The following is a 16,635-nucleotide window of genomic DNA, read 5'->3' as shown; positions in this document are numbered from 1 at the left end:
TCAGCGGGGCATGCGTGGAGCGGTGATGTGCACGAAGATTTCGTTGGCCTTGACCATGCCCAGTTCGAAGCGGGCACGTTCCTCGACCATTTCCAGGCCTTCCTTGAGGTCGCGCACCTCGGCACTCAGCTGGTCGTTCGCCGTCTGGGCGGCCGCATTGTGCTCGCGCAGCGACTCCAGCTTTTGCTGCAAGCGGTTTACCTCGGGCAGGCTGCCGCGTCCCAGCCAGAGCTGCGCATGCAGCATGCCCAGCAAAGCCAGCAGGATGACAGGAACGATGCGTGAGCCCATGGTGTTGCGCCTAAAACGCAGTCATGCCAGCGCGACACCCCACGAGCCCTGCAAGCAGGGTGCGAGCGTGGGCGTCGAGCCGGCAGGCCAGCATTACTTCAGGTTGTAGAAAGCTTTGCGACCGGGGTAGGTGGCCACATCGCCCAGGTCTTCTTCTATGCGCAGCAGCTGGTTGTACTTGGCCATGCGGTCGGAACGGCTCAGCGAACCGGTCTTGATCTGGCCGGCATTGGTGCCCACGGCGATGTCGGCGATGGTCGAGTCTTCGGTTTCACCCGAGCGGTGCGAGATCACGGCGGTGTAGCCGGCGCGCTTGGCCATCTCAATCGCGGCGAAGGTTTCGGTCAGGGTGCCGATCTGGTTGATCTTGATCAGGATCGAGTTGGCGATGCCCTTGTCGATACCTTCTTGCAGGATCTTGGTGTTGGTGACGAACAAGTCGTCACCCACGATCTGCACCTTCTTGCCCAGGCGGTCGGTCAGCAGTTTCCAGCCGTCCCAGTCGCCTTCGGCCATGCCGTCTTCGATGCTGATGATGGGGTACTTGTCGCACCAGGTGGCCAGCATGTCGGTCCATTGGGCGGCCGACAGCTTGATGCCGCCTTCGCCTTCCAGCACGTACTGGCCGTCTTTGTAGAACTCGCTGGCAGCGCAGTCCAGGCCCAGCACGATGTCTTCACCGGCGGTGTAGCCGGCCAGGGAGATGGCTTCCAGGATCAGCTGGATGGCGGCTTCGTGGTTTTCCACGCTGGGCGCAAATCCACCTTCATCGCCCACGGCGGTGCTGATGTGCTTGTCGTGCAGGATCTTCTTCAGCGCGTGGAACACTTCGGCACCGTAGCGCAGGGCTTCGCGGAAGCTGGGAGCGCCGACCGGGATGATCATGAACTCTTGCAGGTCCAGGCTGTTGTTGGCGTGTGCGCCGCCGTTGATGACGTTCATCATCGGCACGGGCAGTTGCATGCCGCCCATGCCGCCGAAGTAGCGGTACAGGGGCAGGCCGGACTCTTCAGCTGCAGCGCGGGCCACGGCCATGGAGACGGCCAGCATGGCGTTGGCGCCCAGACGGGATTTGTTTTCGGTGCCGTCCAGGTCGATCAGCGTCTTGTCCAGGAAGGCCTGTTCGGCAGCGTCCAGGCCCAGCACGGCTTCGGCGATTTCGGTGTTGATGTTTTCAACGGCCTTGAGCACGCCCTTGCCCAGGTAGCGCTTCTTGTCGCCATCGCGCAGCTCAATGGCTTCGCGCGAACCGGTGGATGCGCCAGATGGCACAGCCGCACGGCCCATGGTGCCGGATTCCAGCAACACATCACATTCCACGGTAGGGTTACCGCGCGAATCCAGGATTTCACGGGCGACGATGTCAACAATTGCACTCATTTTTTGTCTTCCTAGTTAAATAAAAATCGGGCGTGGCTTGGGGCCAGGAGCTCAACATTGGATTTTTGCATGCCTTGGGGCTGTGTAACGGGTAGTTTGGCAATTGTTCAGGGTACGTAACCGCCGCGCGCCATCCGTTATGCGGAAAAGCTGTTTTCCAGGTAGCCGTTTTTCTTGGTCACACAGTCCAGTGCCATCAGGGTCTCCAGCAGGGCGCGCATGTGTTTCAGCGGCACAGCGTTCGGGCCGTCGCTCATGGCCTTGCTCGGGTCCGGGTGGGTTTCCATGAACACGCCGGCCACGCCCACGGCGACGGCTGCGCGTGCCAGCACTGGCACCATCTCGCGCTGGCCGCCGCTGCTGGTGCCCTGGCCGCCGGGCAGCTGCACCGAGTGGGTGGCGTCGAACACCACGGGGGCGTGGGTTTCGCGCATGATGGCCAGGCTGCGCATATCGCTGACCAGGTTGTTGTAGCCAAAGCTGGCGCCGCGTTCGCAGGCCATGAAGTTGTCTTCGTTCAGGCCAACTTCCTTGGCGGCAGCGCGGGCCTTGTCGATCACGTTCTTCATGTCGCCCGGGGCCAGAAATTGGCCCTTCTTGATGTTCACCGGCTTGCCGCTTTGGGCCACGGCGCGGATGAAATCGGTCTGGCGGCACAGAAAGGCCGGGGTCTGCAATACGTCGACAACGCTGGCGACATGGGCGATCTGCGATTCGTCATGGATGTCGGTCAGCACCGGCAAGCCGAGTTCGCGCTTCACCTTGGCCAGGATTTCCAGGCCTTTTTCCATGCCCGGGCCGCGGAAGGTGTTGCCGCTGCTGCGGTTGGCCTTGTCGAAGCTGCTCTTGAAGATGAAGGGAATGCCAAGTTCAGTGGTGATTTCCTTCAGCGTGCCGGCGGTGTCCATTTGCAGCTGTTCGGACTCGATCACGCAGGGGCCGGCGATCAGAAAGAAGGGCTTGTTCAGGCCAATGTCAAATCCGCAGAGTTTCATTTGCTTGCTCCTTGGTGGTCCAGGGATGCCTTCACGAAGGCGTTGAACAGCGGGTGGCCGTTCCAGGGGGTGGACTTGAACTCGGGGTGGAACTGCACGCCCACAAACCAGGGGTGGGTGCTTTGCGGCAGCTCGACCATTTCGGTCAGTTGTTCGCGCTGGGTCAGGGCCGAGATCACCAGGCCGGCTTCGCGCAGGCGGTCCAGGTAGTTGACGTTGGCCTCATACCGGTGGCGGTGGCGTTCGGTCACGACATCGCCGTAAATGCTGTGCGCTACCGTGCCGGGGGCCACGTCAGAGCTTTGCGCGCCCAGGCGCATGGTGCCACCCAGATCGGAGTTTTCGTCACGGATCTTGATGGTGCCGTCGGCGTCTTTCCACTCGTTAATCAGGGCGATCACGGGGTGGGGCGTTTCGGGTTCAAACTCGGTGCTATTGGCATCGGTCAGGCCGGCCACATGGCGGGCGAATTCGATGGTAGCGACCTGCATGCCCAGGCAGATGCCCAGGTACGGTACCTTGTGCTCGCGTGCAAAGCGGGCCGCGCAGATCTTGCCTTCGATGCCGCGCTTGCCAAAGCCGCCGGGCACCAGCACCGCGTCGAAACCGCCCAGGCGCGAGACCGTGGCCGGGGTGATGGTTTCGGAGTCGATGTAGTTGATCTTGACCCGCACATGGTTCTTCATGCCGGCGTGGCGCAGCGCTTCGTTCAGCGATTTGTAGCTGTCGCTCAGGTCCACGTACTTGCCGACCATGGCGATGTTGACTTCGCCCTTAGGGTGCTCGGTCTCATAGACCAGGTCGTCCCAGCGCTTGAGGTTGGCGGGCGGGGTGTTCAGGCGCAGCTTGTCGCAGATCAGGCCGTCCAGGCCTTGCTCGTGCAGCATGCGCGGCACTTTGTAGATGGTGTCCACGTCCCACATGGAGATCACACCCCATTCGGCGACGTTGGAGAACAGCGAGATCTTGGAGCGCTCTTCTTGCGGAATCGGGCGGTCGGCGCGGCACAGCAGCACATCGGCCTGGATGCCGATTTCGCGCAGTTGCTTGGCGGTGTGCTGGGTGGGCTTGGTCTTCAGCTCGCCAGCGGCGGCGATCCACGGCAGGTAGCTGAGGTGCACGAAGGCTGTGTTGTTCGGGCCCAGCTTCAGGCTCATCTGGCGCACAGCTTCCAGGAAGGGCAGGGACTCGATGTCGCCCACGGTGCCACCGACTTCGACAATGGCCACGTCCACCGCATCGGCTTCGCCAAAGCGCGCACCGCGCTTGATGAATTCCTGGATTTCGTTGGTCACGTGCGGGATGACCTGCACGGTCTTGCCCAGGTAGTCGCCACGGCGCTCTTTGTCGAGCACGCTTTGGTAGATCTGGCCGGTGGTGAAGTTGTTGGACTTGCGCATGCGCGTTTCAACGAAACGCTCGTAGTGGCCCAAGTCCAGGTCGGTTTCTGCGCCGTCATCGGTGACGAAAACTTCGCCGTGCTGCAGCGGCGACATGGTGCCAGGGTCTACGTTGAGGTAGGGGTCCAGCTTGATGAGGGTGACTTTGAGGCCACGCGATTCGAGAAGAGCTGCAAGAGAGGCTGAAGCGATTCCCTTGCCGAGGGAGGACACGACACCGCCGGTGACGAAGACAAATTTGGTCATCTCAAAGTCGGGACGTAATCCCGAGGAGGTGGAAATGGTGATTATAAGGGCGTGAAAAGGGTGGGTATTGGGCTGTTCTGCTCTGCTACATTGCCCGCCATGAACCCCAACACACTTCTTTCGGCCGATGGCGACCTGGCAGGTAAGCACATCGTGCTGGGCCTCACCGGCGGCATCGCCTGCTACAAGTCGGCCGAACTCTGCCGGCTGCTGATCAAGCAGGGCGCCACCGTACAGGTGGTGATGACCGAGGCCGCCGCCCAGTTCATTACGACTACCACCATGCAGGCGCTCAGTGGCCGGCCGGTGTATGGCTCGCAGTGGGATGCGCGCGAGCCCAACACCATGCCGCACATCAATCTAAGCCGCGAGGCCGATGCGATCCTGATCGCGCCCTGCAGCGCCGACTTCATGGCGCGCCTGGTGCAGGGCCGGTCGGATGAGCTGCTGAGCCTGCTGTGCCTGGCCCGGCCGATCGCCAAGGTGCCCTTGCTGATTGCCCCGGCGATGAACCGCGAAATGTGGGTGCACCCGGCCACCCAGCGCAATATGGCCCAGTTGGCCGAAGACGGAGCGCATCTTCTGGGCGTGGGTAACGGCCCGCAGGCCTGCGGCGAGACCGGCGATGGCCGCATGCTGGAGCCGGCCGAGATGCTGGAAGATGTGATTGCCTTTTTTGCCCCCAAGCCGCTGGCCGGCCAGCGCCTGCTGGTCACGGCCGGACCGACTTACGAGGCCATCGACCCGGTGCGCGGCATTACCAATCTGAGCAGCGGCAAGATGGGCTTTGCCATCGCCCGTGCGGCGCGCGAGGCCGGTGCCGAGGTGACCTTGGTGGCCGGGCCGGTGGCTTTGGCGACGCCGCGTGGTGTCACCCGCATCAACGTGAAATCTGCACAAAACATGCTTGCAGCAGTGGTGGAGTCTGCGCAGGCAGCTAGTATTTTTGTAGCTACAGCGGCCGTGGCCGACTGGCGACCCGCGCATGCCGCCGAGCAAAAAATCAAGAAAGACGGCTCGGGCGCCACGCCCCAGCTGCAGTTTGTGGAGAACACCGACATCCTGGCTACGGTGGCCCAGTCTGCCCGCGCGTTGAGCGGGGCCTTGTTCTGCGTGGGTTTTGCCGCCGAGAGCCAGGACCTGTTGGCCAACGCCCAGGCCAAGCGCAAGCGCAAGGGCGTGCCCCTGCTGGTAGGCAACATAGGCCCAGCGACGTTTGGCAAGGACGACAATGCCTTGCTGTTGGTGGATGCGCACGGCGCAACCGAACTCCCCCACGCTTCCAAATTGAGCTTGGCGCGCCGCCTGGTCGCCGAGATCGCTACCCGCATTTCTCCTGTACATCCCTCATGAAAATCGACGTTCGTATTCTTGACCCCCGTATGGCAGACCATCTGCCTGCCTACGCCACCCCTGGCAGTGCCGGCCTGGACCTGCGCGCCTGCCTGGACGAGCCGCTGACCCTGGCGTCTAACGCCTGGAAGCTGGTGCCCACTGGCATTGCCATCCACCTGGCCGACCCCGGCTATGCGGCGCTGATATTGCCGCGCTCCGGCCTGGGCCACAAGCATGGCATCGTGCTGGGCAACCTGGTGGGCTTGATAGACAGCGACTACCAGGGCCAGCTGATGGTCAGCGCCTGGAACCGCAGCACGGTGCCGTTTACCATCGACCCCATGGAGCGCCTGGCGCAGCTGGTGATCGTGCCGGTGGTGCAGGCGCAGTTCAATATCGTGAATGAATTCCCTACCGCGTCGGAGCGCGGCGAGGGCGGTTACGGCTCTACCGGCAAGGCCTGATCGGGGCTGGCCGAGAAGCTTGCAACAAAGGCCGGCTCGGTCGCAAAGCCCAGCCAGCGCTGGGCGGCGGCCTGCAGCACCGCCGGGTCGCCGGTGGTGGTGAGCTGGACCCGGCCCGGGCCGGCTGTGGCCAGGGTCTGAGCGGCCTCCAGCAGGCGGCGGGTGTGCCGTGCTACCGGTTTGCCGGTGGACAAGATCTGCACTTGCGGGCCTACCAATTCAGCAAGCTGGTCTTGCACGAACACATAGTGGGTGCAGCCCAGCACCAGGGTGTCGATTTCACCGGTTTGCGTACCAAATCGGCCCATAGCGCCGATGTTATCTGCGCAGAGTGCTATCACTTTTGAATCATCAGCCGTGGCCACGCTGCGGCTGATGGCGTCCGCCAGGCCGTCGCAGGGCTGCACGATATACTCGGCCTGGTCCTGCAGGCTGCGCCGCAGGGCGTCGAACTTGGCGCTGGTGACGGTGCCGCGCGTGCCGATCACACCCACGCGCTTGGTCTTGCTGGCCGCGGCTGCCGGTTTCAGGCCAGGCTCCACGCCGATGATGGGCAGGTCTGGATGCTCGGCGCGCAGCAAGGCTACCGCGGCCATGGTGGCCGTGTTGCAGGCAATCACCAAGGCCTTGATGCCGTAGCGGCTGCGCAGATGCTGCGTCACCGCCCGGCTGCGGGCGATCACATAGGCGTCGCCGCGCTCACCGTAGGGCGCGTGCCCTCCGTCGTCCAGGTAGACGAAGTGCTCCAGCGGCAGCTCGGCGTGTAGCGCCTGCAAGACGCTCAGGCCGCCGATGCTGCTGTCGAAGACGCCTATGGGGGCGGTGCTCAGGTTCAAGCGGCGGCTACCCCAATACCCTTGAATTCGCCAGTGGCGATCTTCTTTTGCCATTCGGCCGGGCCGGTGATGTGGGCGCTGGTGCCGCCGGCATCCACAGCCACGGTGACGGGCATGTCCACCACGTCGAATTCGTAGATGGCTTCCATGCCCATGTCGGCAAAGCCCACGACCTTGGCGGTCTTGATGGCCTTGCTGACCAGGTACGCGGCGCCGCCCACGGCCATCAGGTAGGCGCTTTGGTGCTTCTTGATGGCCTCGATGGCGACTGGGCCGCGCTCGGCCTTGCCGATCATGGCGATCAGGCCGGTCTCACTCAGCATCATTTCGGTGAAGCCGTCCATGCGGGTGGCGGTGGTGGGGCCGGCGGGGCCCACGGCCTCGTCACGCACGGGGTCGACCGGGCCAACGTAGTAGATGACGCGGTTGGTGAAGTCCACGGGCAGCGGCTCGCCCTTGGCCAGCATGCCCTGGATGCGCTTGTGGGCGGCGTCGCGGCCGGTCAGCATCTTGCCATTCAGCAGCAGGGTGTCGCCGGGTTTCCAGCTGGCGACTTCGGCCTTGGTCAGGGTGTTCAGGTCTACCTTTTTGCTGGTTTTGTAGTCGGGCGTCCAGTTCACGTTGGGCCACAGGTCCAGCGATGGTGGGTCCAGGTAAACCGGGCCGCTGCCGTCCATCACAAAGTGGGCGTGGCGGGTGGCTGCGCAGTTGGGGATCATGGCCACGGGCTTGCTGGCGGCGTGGGTGGGGTACATCTTGATCTTTACGTCCAGCACGGTGGTCAGGCCACCCAGGCCTTGGGCGCCAATGCCCAGGGCGTTGACCTTTTCCATCAGCTCGATGCGCAGGGCCTCGACCTTGGTCAGCGCGGCACCGGAGGCCTTTTTGGCCTGCAGCTCGTACATGTCCAGGTCGTCCATCAGGCTTTCCTTGGCCATCAGTACGGCTTTTTCAGCGGTGCCGCCGATGCCTATGCCCAGCATGCCGGGCGGGCACCAGCCAGCGCCCATGGTGGGCACGGTCTTCAGCACCCAGTCGACGATGCTGTCGCCGGGGTTGAGCATGACCATCTTGCTCTTGTTTTCGCTGCCGCCGCCCTTGGCCGCGACCGTCACTTCGACGGTGTTGCCGGGCACGATCTCGGTGAAGATCACGGCGGGGGTGTTGTCCTTGGTGTTCTTGCGATCGAAGTGCGGGTCGGCCACCACGCTGGCGCGCAGGGTGTTGTCGGGGTGGTTGTAGCCACGGCGCACACCTTCGTTGATGGCGTCGTCCAGGCTGCCGGTGAAGCCTTCCCAGCGCACGTCCATGCCGACTTTCAGGAATACGTTGACGATGCCGGTATCCTGGCAGATAGGGCGCTGGCCGGTGGCACTCATCTTGCTGTTGGTCAGGATTTGCGCAATCGCGTCTTTGGCCGCTGGGCTTTGTTCGCGCTCATAGGCGCGGGCCAGGTGGGCGATGTAGTCGGTGGGGTGGTAGTAGCTGATGTACTGCAGGGCGGCGGCTACGGATTCGATCAGGTCGGCTTGGCGGATGGACGTGCTCATGGTGGGGTCTGTAGTTGTGGGGAAACCCTAGGATTATCTCTGTTGCGATGGGTTAAGGTTCTTGGCAGCCAAGCATAGACTTGTGCATTGTTTTTATTATCAGAATCGAGTGAGCATGCAAATTTTTACCCACATGAAAGTCATGACCCGTTTGAATCTGGTGTTTGGCTTGGTGCTGGCATTGTTGGCGCTGGTCATCGCGGTGGCTTTGGTGCGCTTGGGCGACCTGGGGCAGATCAACCAGCGCATGGTGGACGAGGGCTTTGTCAAAACAGCGGCGGCTGCCCGTATCAATGTGGCGACGCGGACCATTGCGCGCCGTACCGTCGAGCTGTTCTTTGCTGTGGACAAGGCGCAGGAAGACAAGACGGTGGCGGACATCGAGGCCGAAAAGAAGCAGATCACGGATGCCCTGCAAACCCTGGCGCGGCTGGAGGGCTCCACGGAAGGCAGCGCCATGGTGGCGGCGATCGAAGCCAACCGCAAAAAGCACGCGGACTCGTTTGCCAAGGTGCTGCATTCCATCGCGGAAGAGGAGCTGCCCGATGCGCGCAAGGAATCCAAGGAGCAGACCCTGCCCACCCTGGACGCCATGCAAGCCCAGGTGGAAGCGCTGGTGGGCAAGCAAAAAGAGCTGGCCGATGCCGATGCGGCGGACGTGCTGCAGCGTATCCGTACCACCCGCAGCTTGCTATTGGGCCTGGGGCTGGCTGCCTTGCTGCTGGGCAGTGGCGCTGCGTTTGCGATGGGCCGCAGCATTGTTCGGCCGTTGAACCAGGCCTTGCTGCTTTCAGAAGCCATCGCCACGGGTGACTTCAGCCAGAAGTTCGAGGTGCAGGACGGTGGCGAGTTTGGCCGCTTGCTCGGCTCCATGGGCGATATGGAGGCCAAGCTCAGCGATCTGGTGCTGCGTATCAAGGACGCGACGGGTTCCATCGCCGTGGCCTCTCGGGAGATCGCCCAGGGCAACGCGGATTTATCGCAGCGCACAGAATCCCAGGCAGCTTCGCTGCAAAAGACGGCATCCAGCATGCAGCAGTTCACCGCCACGGTGCGCGAAAACGCCCAGCGGGCCCAGAGCGCGGATGGACTGGCGGGCAATGCGTCGCAGATCGCCTTGCGCGGTGGCGCCGTGGTGGGCGAGGTGGTGGTGACCATGGACGCGATCAGCGCCAGTTCCAAAAAGATTGTGGACATCATTGGCGCGATCGAAGGCATCGCCTTCCAGACCAATATCCTGGCGCTGAATGCCGCCGTGGAAGCCGCCCGTGCCGGCGAGCAGGGGCGGGGTTTTGCCGTGGTGGCTAGCGAGGTGCGCAACCTGGCCCAGCGCAGCGCCGAAGCGGCCAAAGAGATACGGGGGCTGATTGGCAATTCCGTGGCCCAGGTGGAGAGTGGTGCATCGCGGGTGGGGCAGGCCGGGCGCACCATGCAGGAAATCGTGCAGGCCGTGCAGCAGGTCACCGGTGTGCTCGCAGAAATGAAGGATGCGTCGCTGCAGCAAAGCGATGGCATTGAGCACGTCAACCAGGCGGTGATGGAGCTGGAGCTGGTGACGCAGCAAAACGCGTCGCTGGTTGATGAGACTGCTGCTGCTGCCTCGGCCATGGCGGAGCAGGTGGACCGCTTGCAAACGGCTGTAGATGCCTTCAAGGTTTAGCCAACCGTCTCGGTGGTTGCTACATAAAAAATAGCTGCTACCGCAGGTACTGCTTGCGCTAGCGGCCTCTTTTTTATAAACCGTATGGTTTAACCTGGCGCCACACCGCCCTAGCATGGGTTGTGACAGTCAAAAAACTGACACATGCGCTTCCTATGATTCCGGTTACATGTGTTGCACACCTGCTGTTGCAACGCTGCCGAATTTCATAAACCCACGGAAGCCTCCATGTCTGAACTGAACCTTGCTTCGCGCCGCAGCGCTTTGAAATTCCTGGCCACCGCGCCCATGCTGCCCTTGGGCGCTTTCGCCACCACGTCGCTGCTGTCGGGCTGCGCCACCACGGCGCCGAGTACGGCCGGTTTTGCCTCGGCCAGCTTCACTGGCATGGCCGCGCCCACGCTGGCCAACCCGGCCGCCATGGCGACCGTGGCCGTAGGTTCCACCCTGAATATCACCTACAAGGACAACACCACGCAAAGCTATAAGCTGGCCTACCAGCCCTTTTTTGTGACCGGCGACATGGTGCCGGACGGCAAGGGCGGCAAGGTGCTGGCCGGTGGCTATTTCGACATCCGCAACCAGCCGATTCTGGACAAGTCGGTGGCCGGCAAGGAACGCCATTTCTACTCGGATTGCCCGGACGGCTCCTCGATGCTGAGCCTGCCTGATTCCGTTACGGCCAACGTCCCCGGCATCAAAGGCAAGGCCGTGTTTGCCGTGGTGCAGTTTGAATACACCACCCGCGACCAGGCCGGTGCCGATGCCTACGGCACGCTGCCGTCGCCCATCGCGGTGCTGACCCTGGACCAGGACCCCAAGACCGGAAAGCTCAGCCTGGTGAAGTACCACAACGTGGACACCTCCAGCGCCCATGGCCTGTGGATCACCTGCGGCGCCAGCCTGTCTCCCTGGAACACCCATTTGTCCAGCGAAGAATACGAGCCCAACGCGCCCTTTATCGACGAAGTCAAGCACTTCAAGACCTTCAGCAAGAACCTGTTTGGCGACGAGAACAAGGCCAACCCCTACCACTACGGTCACCTGCCGGAAGTGACCGTCAACCCCGACGGCACCGGTACCATCAAAAAGCATTACTGCCTGGGCCGCATCTCGCACGAGCTGATCCAGGTCATGCCCGACAACCGCACCGCGCTGATGGGCGATGACTTCACCAACGGCGGCCTGTTCATGTTCGTGGCCGACAAGGAAAAAGACCTGTCCGCCGGCACGCTGTACGTGGCCAGCCTGGACGCCGGCTTCTCGGTGGACCCAGCCGCTGCCGGTGCCAGCGTGTACTGGATTAAGCTGGGCCACGCCACCAGCGCCGAGATCGAGCAGATGGCCAACACCCTGAAGCCCAGCGACATCATGGACGTGCGCAAGGCCGACCCCAAGGACGCCAGCTTCACCCAGGTCTTCATCGACGGCGTGGCCAACTGGGTCAAGGTCAAACCCGGCATGGAAAAAGCCGCCGCCTTCCTGGAAACCCACCGCTATGCCGGCGTGATGGGCGGCACCATGGCCTTCACCAAAATGGAAGGCACCACCGTCAACATCAAGGACAAGGTGGCCTACTCCGCGCTGTCCTACATCCAGAACTCCATGGTCAAGGGCGGCAAGGGCTGGACCGCCAGCAGCGGTATCGCTGTCAGCAAAGCCCTGGTGGCCGGCGCCGTGGTCGAGCACAAGCTGGCCGGCGGCCAAAAGGACATTCTGGGCGCTGCCATCCAGAGCGAATGGGTGCCTACCGTCACCAAGACCCTGCTGGCCGGTGAGGACATCGCCGCCGACGCCATGGGCAACCTGGCCCATATCGACAAGATCGCCAACCCCGACAACCTGAAGTTCTCGGAAAAGCTGCGCACCCTGTTCATCGGCGAAGACACTAGCCTGCACGTCAACAACTACCTGTGGGCCTACAACGTGGACACCAAGGCGCTGACCCGCGTGCTGTCCACCCCCGCAGGCGCCGAATCCACTGGCCTGCACGCAGTGGATGAGATCAACGGCTGGACCTATGTGATGAGCAACTTCCAGCACGCTGGCGACTGGCTGCCCCCGCTGCACGGCAAGGTGCAAGCCGTGCTGGACCCGCTGGTGCGCGCCAACTACAAAGACCGCTTCGGCGCCGCCGTGGGCTACCTGACCGCCGACCCGGTGGCCATCAAGCTGGGCTGATCCCTGGTAGCTCGTTGCTATTGAAAAGAGAGCTTCTAGCGCAGGTTCTATCTGCGCTGGAGGCTCTTTTTCTTATTGGATTCAGCATCCATAAAAAAAGCCCGCCGAGGAATCGGCGGGCTTTTGCACGGGTACAGCCAGCAACAGCGTGCTTACAGCACTTTGCTGAGGAATTTGCGCGTGCGCTCTTCCTTCGGGTTGTCGAACAGCTCGGTCGGCGTGCCTTGCTCGACCACCAGGCCTTCGTCCAGAAACAGCACGCGGTCGGCTACCTGGCGGGCAAAGCCCATTTCGTGGGTCACGACCACCATGGTCATGCCTTCTTCGGCCAGCGCCTGCATCACGGCCAGCACCTCGCCGACCATTTCCGGGTCGAGGGCCGAGGTCGGCTCGTCGAACAGCATGATGCGCGGCTGCATCGCCAGCGCACGGGCAATCGCCACGCGCTGCTGCTGGCCGCCGGACAGCTGGTTCGGGTAGGCGTCGATCTTCTCCAGCAGACCGACCTTCAACAGCAACTCGCTGGCCCTTGCCCGTGCCTGGGCATCGGTCAGCTTGCGCACCTTGCTCGGTGCCAGGGTGATGTTTTCCAGCACGGTCTTGTGCGGGAACAGGTTGAAACGCTGGAACACCATGCCGATCTCGGCGCGCAGCGCGTCGATATTGGTCTTGGGGTCGTGCACCGACACATTGTTTACCAGCACCGTACCGCCGGAGGCGTCTTCCAGCCCGTTCAGGCAGCGTAGAAAGGTGCTCTTGCCCGAACCCGACGGCCCGATGACGCAGACCACTTCGGATGCATGGATCGCGCAGTCGATGCCGCGCAATACCGGTGCGGCACCGAATTGCTTGGTCAGTTTCTCAACGCGAATCACCACGTCCATAACGAGCCTCCAGTTGTTTGATGCCGTAGGCCAGGCCCAGGGTCAGCACCCAGTACATCAGTGAAATCGTAAGGTACGGCTCCCAGTAGCGCGAATAGGCGCCAGCCACGGTGCGCGCCGCATAGGCCAGCTCGGCCAGGCCGATGGCCGAGATCAGCGACGAGTCCTTCAGCAGCGAGATCGCGTTATTGCCCAGCGGCGGCAGCATGCGGCGAAACGCCTGCGGCAGCACGATGTGGAACATGGTGCGCCGAAACGACATGCCCAGCGAACGCGAGGCTTCGACCTGGCCTTTGTCGATCGACTGGATGCCGGCGCGGAAAATTTCCGAGATATAGGCCCCGGCGTTCAAGGTCAAGGCCACGATGCCCGAGACAAATGCCCCGTAGTTCTGCTTGATGTTGCGTGCCGTGTCACCCGAGATGAACAAGCCGTCCGCCGGGTTGATGAACAAAGGCAGCACCGCGAAGTGGATCAGCAAAATTTGCACGAACAGCGGCGTGCCGCGAAAGAAGCTGACGTACACGGTGGACGGCCAGCGCAGCAGGTATTTGCACAGCTGTTTGGCCGGTGAGTGGCGCGCTTCGGCCACCCGCGCCATACCGATCGCCAAGCCCAGGGCCGTGCCCTGGACGATGCAGATCAGCGTGACGGCGATGGTCATCTGCAGGCCACGCCAGAACAGCTCGGCGTACTCCGCAATGATGTCGGCGCGGAACCAGCCGAACCAGAGAATCGGTTCCATAAATCAGCAGGGGGGCGGATTTATTGGGCGGGCAGTGTGGGCGCGTCGGCCTGGAACCACTTCTTGTAGATCGTCGCGTAGCTGCCATCGGCCTTGACCGCGGCCAGGCCGGTGTTCAGCTTGTCCAGCAACGCCTTGTTGCCTTGCTTGACGACGATGCCGAAGAATTCTTTGGGGAAGCTCGGGTCGTTCACCGTCTTCAGCTGCTTGTGTTCTTGCACGCGGAAGGCGATCACGCCGTTGTCGCCAATGGCGGCGTCCAGGCCGCTGTTGGCCAGCTCGGAGATCACCACCGGTGTGCTTTCAAAGCGGCGGATGTCGGGGTTGGTCTTGCCGAATTCGCGCGAAGAAATATCGTCGCCGGTGCTGCCAGTGACCACGCCGATCTTCTTGCCAGCCAGGTCTTTCAGCGTCTTGGCGGTGCTGGCTTGCGGCACGGCGATCAACTGGCGGGCTTCGAAGTAGGGCGCGGTGAAGTCATACGACTGCTTGCGCTTGTCGTTGATGGTCACACCGGAGATCACCAGGTCCACATCGCCGTTGTTCAGCGCGGCGAAGATGCCGGTCCAGGGGGTGTTGACGATCTTTATCTGCAGGCCGGCTTTTTGCGCCACGGCCTTGATGATGTCCACGTCGTAGCCGACGATTTCCTTGCTTGGGCTCTCGTAGGCAAACGGGCGGTAGGTGGCGCTGGAGCCGACCACCAGCTCTTTGTTTTGCGCTTGGGCGCTGCCGAAGGCACCAAGTGCAATGGCGAAGAAGCCAGCGGAAGCTGCGATTTTGTGGAAGATTTGCATGGGGTGTGCCTGTAGGAATGGTGGGGAATTGGTTAAGTATTCGCTAAACCAATCGCGGAATATACCAATTGGGCGCCATGCAATAGGCATGCCGTCGCTGGATGCACAGCGCGATGCCTCCCCTTGTCTGTCTCGGCCGAGTAGGGATAAATGCTATAAAAAGAATAGTGGGGGATGCAGGTAAATACTGCGTTATCCGCTGTTTTTTAGATCACCTGCGTCCTTTAGACCTGTCAGGCTTTTTCATGCGGGAAACTAGTAACCCATTGCCAAGCCGTCTTTGCGGTGGTCCGAGGCGCCCAGCAGCGTGCCCTTGTCCCAGTCGATCCGAATCGCCTGCGCACCGCCGATGGCGTAGGTGGGCGACTCGAAGCTGAAGCCTCGGCGGCGCAGCTCTTCACCTACCTGGGATTGCAGCAGGGCTTCGATTTCCAGGCTGCCCGAGCCGGGAACGGGGAACAGCCGTGGCAGGTTCATGGCGCTTTGTAGATCCAGGCCATGGTCGAATAGGCGCGACAGGAAATGGGCGTGGCCGGTGGCCTGGTAGTGCCCGCCCATCACGCCAAAGGCCATGCTGATGCGACCGTTTTCGGCCACCATGCCCGGAATGATGGTGTGCATGGGGCGTTTTTTGGGGCCGATGGCGTTGGGGTGGCCTTCCACCAGGTTGAAGCCTTCACCCCGGTTTTGCAGCAGGACGCCCGATTGGGGCGCCATCAGGCCGCTACCGTAGTGGTAGAAGATGGAGTTGATGAAGCTCACGGCGTTGCGGTCTTTGTCCACCACGCTGATGTAGACCGTGTCGCGGTGCGTTGGGCCATTGAATTCTGGCAGGTCGGTGATCGCCCTCGACAGGTCGATGCGCGCTGCGAGCTGGTCGAGCAGGGTGTCGGACAGCATATGCTCCACCCCGGCGCTCGCGCTTTGCGGGTCGGCAACCCAGCTGTCGCGGGCGGCGTAGGCCAGGCGCGATGCCTCGATCAGGATATGCAGGTTGTCGGCACTCTGCGGGTCGCCCTGGAGGCTGAAGCGGGACAAGATGCCCAGAATCATTAGCGCAATCACGCCCTGTCCGTTGGGCGGGCATTCGTATACCGTGCGTCCCCGGTACGGGCTGCTGATGGGCTGAACGTATTCCCCAGCAGCATCGGCAAAGTCTTGCAGGGTGTGGAAGCCGCCGCGGTCGCGCAGGTAGCCCACGATGTCCTCAGCGATGGGGCCACGGTAGAAAGCGTGTGCACCTTCTTTGCCGATAGCCTCCAGGGTGTTGGCCAGCAGGGGTTGGTACTGTATGTCACCCATGCCGGAGGCTTTGCCATCTGTCAGAAAAGTCGCCCGCGCCGTTGGGTCGCGCTGCAGCAGCGCTGCTTCTTCGGCCAGGTCAAACGCGACGCGGGGCGTAATGGCATAGCCTTCGCGGGCCATGGCCACTGCGGGTGCCAAAACGTCTGACATCGGCATGCGTCCGTGGTCGGCCACCAGGCGGCACCAGGCGTCCACGGCGCCTGGCACAGTGACTGCATGGGGAGAATGCCGTTCGATCTGGGTGACGCCCGCTTCGCGCAATGCGGCCAGGGACATGGCAGCCGGTGTGCGGCCAGAGCCGTTGTAGGCGCGGATGTCGGTAGAGCCGCCCGCCGACAGCAGGGCAAAACAGTCGCCACCCACGCCTGTGGAGCCGGCCTCCACCACGCACTGCATTGCGCAGGCCGCAACGGCGGCATCCACGGCATTGCCCCCGGCTTTGAGTGTTTCGATGGCCGTCAATGTGGCGGTGGGGTGGGAGGTGGCAGCCATGCCGTTGCGGGCTGCGGCCATGGAGCGGCCTGGGAGTTCGAAGTTGCGCATAAGCTTGTCTTTGTTTGTTGTGG

14 protein-coding genes are annotated in these 16,635 nt (G+C 62.5%); 4 read left to right on the top strand and 10 right to left on the bottom strand.

Going from position 1 to position 16,635, the window contains the following annotated elements:
- The 4 genes from AC07VY_RS09940 to pyrG all read right to left on the bottom strand — a co-directional run bounded on the left by AC07VY_RS09940 (window position 1) and on the right by pyrG (window position 4,312).
- A complete protein-coding gene (locus tag AC07VY_RS09940; protein WP_495076698.1) occupies window positions 1–291 on the bottom strand; it encodes a septum formation initiator family protein in 291 nt (96 codons plus the stop codon).
- A 93-nt stretch (window positions 292–384) separates the two neighbouring features.
- On the bottom strand, window positions 385–1,671 hold the full coding sequence (gene eno, locus AC07VY_RS09935) for a phosphopyruvate hydratase (RefSeq protein ID WP_495076697.1): 1,287 nt from the start codon (window positions 1,669–1,671) through the stop codon (window positions 385–387).
- Window positions 1,672–1,808: 137 nt separating this feature from the next.
- Window positions 1,809–2,666: a 3-deoxy-8-phosphooctulonate synthase gene (kdsA, locus tag AC07VY_RS09930; protein ID WP_495097285.1), complete on the bottom strand. Its 858-nt coding sequence runs from the start codon at window positions 2,664–2,666 to the stop codon at window positions 1,809–1,811.
- Entirely contained in the window at window positions 2,663–4,312 is a 1,650-nt protein-coding gene (gene pyrG, locus AC07VY_RS09925; RefSeq protein ID WP_495097284.1) for a CTP synthase, read from the bottom strand. The genes kdsA and pyrG overlap by 4 nt, the downstream gene beginning before the upstream one ends.
- 99 nt (window positions 4,313–4,411) lie before the next feature.
- Between pyrG and coaBC the strand changes: the two genes are divergently transcribed.
- Window positions 4,412–5,665 carry a bifunctional phosphopantothenoylcysteine decarboxylase/phosphopantothenate--cysteine ligase CoaBC gene (gene coaBC, locus AC07VY_RS09920; protein WP_495097283.1) on the top strand — a complete coding sequence of 418 codons (1,254 nt, stop codon included), beginning with the start codon at window positions 4,412–4,414 and terminating at the stop codon, window positions 5,663–5,665.
- Window positions 5,662–6,111: a dUTP diphosphatase gene (dut, locus tag AC07VY_RS09915; protein WP_495097282.1), complete on the top strand. Its 450-nt coding sequence runs from the start codon at window positions 5,662–5,664 to the stop codon at window positions 6,109–6,111. The genes coaBC and dut overlap by 4 nt, the downstream gene beginning before the upstream one ends.
- Here the strand turns inward: dut and murI are convergent.
- The gene (gene murI / locus AC07VY_RS09910; protein WP_495097378.1) at window positions 6,087–6,941 is read right to left on the bottom strand and encodes a glutamate racemase; all 855 of its coding nucleotides are present in this window, start codon (window positions 6,939–6,941) and stop codon (window positions 6,087–6,089) included. The genes dut and murI overlap by 25 nt on opposite strands.
- A gap of 2 nt (window positions 6,942–6,943) precedes the next feature.
- Window positions 6,944–8,497: a fumarate hydratase gene (locus AC07VY_RS09905; RefSeq protein ID WP_495097281.1), complete on the bottom strand. Its 1,554-nt coding sequence runs from the start codon at window positions 8,495–8,497 to the stop codon at window positions 6,944–6,946.
- Window positions 8,498–8,612: 115 nt separating this feature from the next.
- On the opposite strand from AC07VY_RS09905, the gene AC07VY_RS09900 reads away from it, so the two are divergent.
- Complete coding sequence (locus tag AC07VY_RS09900; protein WP_495076692.1) at window positions 8,613–10,157, top strand: methyl-accepting chemotaxis protein; 1,545 nt, start codon at window positions 8,613–8,615, stop codon at window positions 10,155–10,157.
- Between the two features lie 228 nt (window positions 10,158–10,385).
- On the top strand, window positions 10,386–12,338 hold the full coding sequence (locus AC07VY_RS09895) for a PhoX family protein (protein ID WP_495097280.1): 1,953 nt from the start codon (window positions 10,386–10,388) through the stop codon (window positions 12,336–12,338).
- A gap of 152 nt (window positions 12,339–12,490) precedes the next feature.
- Here AC07VY_RS09895 and AC07VY_RS09890 read toward each other — a convergent pair whose 3' ends face one another.
- From AC07VY_RS09890 to AC07VY_RS09875, 4 genes are all read right to left on the bottom strand, one after another.
- A complete protein-coding gene (locus AC07VY_RS09890) occupies window positions 12,491–13,213 on the bottom strand; it encodes an amino acid ABC transporter ATP-binding protein (protein WP_495097377.1) in 723 nt (240 codons plus the stop codon).
- Entirely contained in the window at window positions 13,200–13,967 is a 768-nt protein-coding gene (locus tag AC07VY_RS09885; protein WP_495097279.1) for an amino acid ABC transporter permease, read from the bottom strand. The genes AC07VY_RS09890 and AC07VY_RS09885 overlap by 14 nt, the downstream gene beginning before the upstream one ends.
- Before the next feature lie 20 nt (window positions 13,968–13,987).
- The gene (locus tag AC07VY_RS09880; RefSeq protein WP_495097278.1) at window positions 13,988–14,764 is read right to left on the bottom strand and encodes a basic amino acid ABC transporter substrate-binding protein; all 777 of its coding nucleotides are present in this window, start codon (window positions 14,762–14,764) and stop codon (window positions 13,988–13,990) included.
- A 255-nt stretch (window positions 14,765–15,019) separates the two neighbouring features.
- Window positions 15,020–16,612, bottom strand: coding sequence for a gamma-glutamyltransferase family protein (locus AC07VY_RS09875; protein WP_495097277.1), 1,593 nt, complete (start codon window positions 16,610–16,612; stop codon window positions 15,020–15,022).
- Between the last annotated feature and the right edge of the window lie 23 nt (window positions 16,613–16,635).

Source organism: Rhodoferax sp. GW821-FHT02C08 (assembly GCF_059421805.1).
Note: the sequence above shows the minus strand (reverse complement) of the source record. Positions and strands in the feature narration are given on the sequence as shown.